This is a genomic window from Conyzicola sp., assembly GCF_046714715.1.
Classification (GTDB): domain Bacteria; phylum Actinomycetota; class Actinomycetes; order Actinomycetales; family Microbacteriaceae; genus Conyzicola.
In genome coordinates, this window is sequence record NZ_JBKKAD010000164.1 from 1 (window position 1) to 4,872 (window position 4,872).

Consider the following 4,872-nt stretch of genomic DNA (forward strand, 5'->3'; position numbering starts at 1 on the left):
AGACCAGCGTGGGGATCGCGATGATCGAGAAGCGCAGCGCCACCAGGAACAGCGGGGGAAAGTGCTCGAGCGCGAGGGCCGTCGCCGGAAAGTTGACGCCCCAGCAGACGGCGACGAACAGGGCGAGCAGGCGGTGGCGCAACAACATGACCCCCATGCTCTCCCAGAAAACGATGAAGGACTAGCTCAGAAAGTTGCATCGACTTTGTAGACTGCCTTCATGGATGTCTCGCAACTCGCGCTGTTGCGCGAACTGGCAGACCGTGGAAGCGTCACCGCGGTGGCCACGGCGCTCGGCCGCTCGCCCAGCGCGGTCTCGCAGCAGCTCAAGACGCTGCAGCGCCAGGTGGGAGTCGAGCTGGTCGAACGCGTGGGCCGCGGCGTGCGGCTCACCGACGCGGGGCGGGCGCTCGCCGAGAGCTCGGTGCGCATCGCCACGGCTATCGCGGAGGCGGAGTCGACCTGGGCCGCCTACCGCGGCGACGCGACCGGCATCGTGCGCGTCGCCACCTTCTTCTCCGCCTCGGAACTCTTCTTGCCGGGACTGCTCACGCGCATAAAAGCCCACCCGGGCATCCGTCTGCTCATCGACGACCACGACGTCTCGCAAGACGACTTCGCCGCGCTCGCCGCCGACTACGACATAGTGATCGCCCACCGCTCCGACGACGTGCTGCCGCCGCAGCCGACCGCGCTGCGGGTCGTGCCGCTGGTGCGCGAACCGCTCGACGTCGCCGTTGCGCTCGACCACGCTCTCGCCGCGCGCACGAGCGTGACCGTCGACGACGTGATCGGCGACGACTGGATCGGCGTGCCCGTGGACTACCCCCTCGACCGGGTGCTCGCCGCGATGGCCGTGCGCGCGGGAGTTCCGGCGAAGGTCATCCATCGCACGACGCACCTGCCCCTCATCGAGAACCTCGTCGCGACGGGACACGGCATCGCGCTCGTGCCTCGGCACACCTCGCGCGAGCGGTCGACGGGCCGGTTCCGGCTCCTTCCCCTGACCGACGTGCGAGCGGGGCGACGCATCGAAGCGCTCATGCGTCCCGACCGGGCCGAGCGGCTCGCGGTGCGTATCGTGCTCGACGCCTACGTCGACGAGGCGGCGCAGCACGGCGACGATCAGCGGTAACAAACCGGTAACGTCCACCGGCTAGGGTGATCACATGAAGAGGATCGCCGTTGTTCCTGGATCGTTCGACCCCGTAACGCTGGGGCACCTCGACGTGGTGGGACGGGCAGCGGGACTCTTCGACGAACTCCACGTGCTCGTCGTGCACAACCCGGGCAAGACGGCGCTGCTGCCCATCGCGCAGCGCGTATCGCTCATCGAGCAGTCCATCGCGGAGGCGCAGCTGCCCGGCACCATCGTGGTCACTAGCTGGAGTGTCGGCCTGCTCGTCGACTATTGCACCGACGTGGGTGCCAGCGTGCTGGTCAAGGGCATCAGGTCGCAGGTGGATGTCGCGTACGAAACCCCCATGGCGATCGTGAACCGCGACCTGGCGGGCGTCGAGACGATTTTTATGCTGCCGAATCCGGCCCACGCCCACGTTTCCAGCTCCCTCGTGCGGCAGGTGGCGGCCCTCGGCGGCGACGTGAGCCCCTATGTGCCGTCCGCCGTCTACCGCTACCTGCAGAAGTAGGCCCCTCGCCGGTTAACCGTGAGGATACGGCGAATTAACGCAACGCGCGACTGACGTGCACCCGCGGTCGCCGCGGGCGCGGGAGAATGAACCGATTCGAGCGGGTAGACCGTGTAACGAGCGAGGAGCACACCGTGGCATCCAAGTCAGACAAGAAGTCGCCGTCGGCAGACGAGAAGAAGGCCGACAAGAAGGCGGCCAAGAAGGCCGAGAAGAAAGCAGACCTCAAGGCGGAGGCGAAGTTTCTGAAGAAGGCTCTCGAGGCCGACACCCTCAAAGCCGAGAAGGCCGCCGCAAAGGCGAAGAAAGAGCTGAAGAAAGAGCGCGAACTCGCCAAGGAACAGCTCAAGAAGGCGAAGGCGATAGCCGAGAAGATCGCCAAGAAAGACGTGGAGCGCGCCGAGAAGCCGGCCAAGAAGCCGGCTGCGGCGAAGAAGCCGGCGGCAGCCAAGAAGCCGGCTGCAGCCAAGAAGCCGAGCACGGCGAAGACGTCGAGCACGGCGAAGACCCCGGCGATCACACCCCGCACCCCCGCGGCGCGCGTTTCGACCCGCGCGGCCCGAACCGGTTCGAGCGCGGTGCGCTCGAGCACCGAGCCGTCCGAGTCCTGGACGATGGTCGCGCTGCGTTCCCACGCGGGCTCGACCGGTGTCACCGGGTACTCGCGGCTGAACAAGGCCGACCTGCTGGCCAAACTGCGCGGAACCGACTCGCTCGACTAGACGCCGTGGCTGGCGTGGGCTAGCGACGCAGCCGACTCGGGTGCGTCGCTAGCTATAGCTATACAGCTAGCTCAGGCCGGCGACCGCTCGGGCCGTGGCAACGAACGTGTCGCGCATCTCGTCGGGCCCGTCGAGGTAACCGCCCACGTGGGCGGCGTCGCGCAGCAGCACGAGAGCGCTCGCGCCGGTCTCGGGATTCGGGCGCCCGGCGGCCTCGAGGGCCATAGCGAGAGTCGACCTGAACCAGTCGCGGTGCGCGCGGATAGCCACGCGTACCGGGCTGGAAGCATCGGGATACTCGGCCGACGCGTTGATGAACGGGCAGCCGCGCGTGCGGGTGAATGTGACGTCGTCCGCGATGGCCTGGATCAGCAGCTCGAGCAGCTCGTCGGGACCCGACTCCAGGGCGAACGCCTCGGAGACCATCAGCCGGATGCTGCTGTCTTCGCGGGCGAGGTAGGCCTCGACGAGGTCCTCTTTGCTCGGGAAGTGGCGGTAGAACGTGCCGCGCGTAACCGCCGCGGTGAGTACGACGCGGTCGACGCCGACCGAGTGGATTCCCTCGCGGTAGAACAGCTCGGATGCCGTGGAGAGAAGCCGCTCGCGCGCTTGCGACGGGCGCTTTTCGACGAGGAGGGTACTGGACATACGGTTACCGTACCCGCAGGGCAGTTCTCCCCCGGCTAGCGTCGCACCGTGTCGTGGCCGGCAGCGCTTTCCGTGTGAATCACAGAAGGTGACAGTATGAAGTAATGACTGGTTTGCAGGTCGGCTATGCCGCGATGCTCGAGCAATTTCACCCGACAGAGGCAGTCGCCCTGTCGGCCTACGCCGAGCAGCACGGGTTCTCGGGCGTGATGGCCGCCGACCACTTCCAGCCGTGGGTGCCGCAGCAGGGCGAGAGCTCGTTCGTCTGGAACGTGCTCGCCGCGATCGGCGAACGCACGACGGGCGACATGGGGCCGGGCGTCACTGCGCCCACCTTCCGCTGGCACCCCGCGATGGTCGCGCAGGCCTCGGCCACGCTCGCGGCGATGTACCCCGGCCGGCACTGGCTGGGCCTCGGTTCCGGCGAGGCGCTGAACGAGCACATCGTCGGGCAGTACTGGCCGGAGGCTCCGGAGCGCATCAACCGCATGTTCGAGGCGATCGACGTGATCAAGAAGCTCTTCGCGGCATCCCTCGCCGGCAAAGACACCAAACACTCCGGCCAGTTCTTCAAACTCGAGAGCACCCGGCTCTGGACGATGCCGGCGGTCGCACCCGAGATCCTGGTGGCGACGGCCGGCCCGGTCACCGCGAAACGCGCCGGCAAGTCGGTCGACGGCCTCATCACCGTGGGCGCTCCGATCGAGAAGATCGCGGGGCTCTTCGCCAAATTCGACGAGGGCGCCCGCGAGGCCGGCAAAGACCCGGCCCGGATGCCCCGGGTGCTGCAACTGCACCTCAGTTGGGCGCCCACCGACGAGGAAGCCATGCGCAACGCGCTCGTCGAATGGCCGAACGGCGGCATGAAGTTTCCGAAGAGCGACATCCGCTCGCCGTTCGAACTCGAGCAGATGGCCAAACTCGTTCGTCCGGAGGACTTCGCCGGCCGCCTGGTAGTCGACTCCGACCCCGACGTGCACCGCGCGAACATCCAGCGTTTCGTCGACCTCGGGTTCGACCGCATCTACCTGCACAACGTGGGCCGCAACCAACGCGAGTGGATCGACGTGTTCGGCCGCGACGTCCTGCCGAAACTGTCGAGGTAGCGCGTGCTCTCCGTCTACGCGGCAGCGGGGATCCCCGAGATCTCCCCGGGCGCCGACCTCGCGGCAATCATCGGCGACGCCCTCGACGGGCTGCTCTCCGACGGCGACATCCTCGCCGTCACCAGCAAGATCGTCTCGAAGGCCGAGGGACGCATCGTGCACTCCACCGACCGGGAACAGGCCATCACCGACGAGACCGTGCGCCTCGTGGCGAGCCGCACCCACAAGAACGGGGTCACCCGCATCGTCGAGAACCGGCTGGGCATGGTCGCGGCGGCCGCGGGAGTCGACGCGAGCAACACCGCGCCGGGAACCGTGCTCCTGCTCCCCACCGACCCCGACGCGTCGGCCCGCACGCTGCGTCTCGCCCTCGAGAGCCGGTTCGGCATCCGTCTCGGCGTCATCGTCACCGACACGCTCGGCCGGGCCTGGCGCGAAGGCCAGACCGACGTGGCGATCGGCGCCAGCGGCGTGCGTCTCATCGACGACCTGCGCGGCAGCCTCGACAGCCACGGGCGCACCCTCGACGTCACGACCCCGGCGGTCGGCGACGAGATCGCGGCGGCGGCCGACCTCGTGAAGGGCAAAGCCGGGGGATTGCCGGTGGCGGTCGTGCGCGGACTCGGACGACTGCTCGATCCGGATGCGCCCGGAGCCCGCGTGCTCATCCGCCCCGCGGTGAACGACATGTTCCGGCAGGGTTCCGACGAGGCGTGGCGCGACGGCTACGAGGCCGGCCGCGCCGCG

7 protein-coding genes are annotated in these 4,872 nt (G+C 68.2%); 5 read left to right on the forward strand and 2 right to left on the reverse strand.

The genetic code is table 11. The annotated features are described in order from the left end of the window. Positions 1-157: EamA family transporter (locus ACLQ6X_RS12235; protein WP_411700434.1), on the reverse strand; the 157-nt coding region annotated here is incomplete at its 3' end. A 63-nt stretch (positions 158-220) separates the two neighbouring features. Between ACLQ6X_RS12235 and ACLQ6X_RS12240 the strand changes: the two genes are divergently transcribed. The 3 genes from ACLQ6X_RS12240 to ACLQ6X_RS12250 all read left to right on the forward strand — a co-directional run bounded on the left by ACLQ6X_RS12240 (position 221) and on the right by ACLQ6X_RS12250 (position 2,371). Beyond that, the gene (locus tag ACLQ6X_RS12240) at positions 221-1,135 is read left to right on the forward strand and encodes a LysR family transcriptional regulator (RefSeq protein WP_411700428.1); all 915 of its coding nucleotides are present in this window, start codon (positions 221-223) and stop codon (positions 1,133-1,135) included. A 34-nt stretch (positions 1,136-1,169) separates the two neighbouring features. Further along, positions 1,170-1,649: a pantetheine-phosphate adenylyltransferase gene (coaD, locus tag ACLQ6X_RS12245; protein ID WP_411700429.1), complete on the forward strand. Its 480-nt coding sequence runs from the start codon at positions 1,170-1,172 to the stop codon at positions 1,647-1,649. Positions 1,650-1,783: 134 nt separating this feature from the next. Continuing rightward, a complete protein-coding gene (locus ACLQ6X_RS12250; protein ID WP_411700430.1) occupies positions 1,784-2,371 on the forward strand; it encodes a hypothetical protein in 588 nt (195 codons plus the stop codon). A 66-nt stretch (positions 2,372-2,437) separates the two neighbouring features. Here ACLQ6X_RS12250 and ACLQ6X_RS12255 read toward each other — a convergent pair whose 3' ends face one another. Then, the gene (locus tag ACLQ6X_RS12255) at positions 2,438-3,019 is read right to left on the reverse strand and encodes a TetR/AcrR family transcriptional regulator (protein ID WP_411700431.1); all 582 of its coding nucleotides are present in this window, start codon (positions 3,017-3,019) and stop codon (positions 2,438-2,440) included. A 104-nt stretch (positions 3,020-3,123) separates the two neighbouring features. Between ACLQ6X_RS12255 and ACLQ6X_RS12260 the strand changes: the two genes are divergently transcribed. Continuing rightward, entirely contained in the window at positions 3,124-4,125 is a 1,002-nt protein-coding gene (locus ACLQ6X_RS12260) for a TIGR03557 family F420-dependent LLM class oxidoreductase (RefSeq protein WP_411700432.1), read from the forward strand. 3 nt (positions 4,126-4,128) lie between these two features. Beyond that, a partial coding sequence (gene cofE / locus ACLQ6X_RS12265; protein ID WP_411700433.1) for a coenzyme F420-0:L-glutamate ligase occupies positions 4,129-4,872 on the forward strand: 744 nt, incomplete at its 3' end.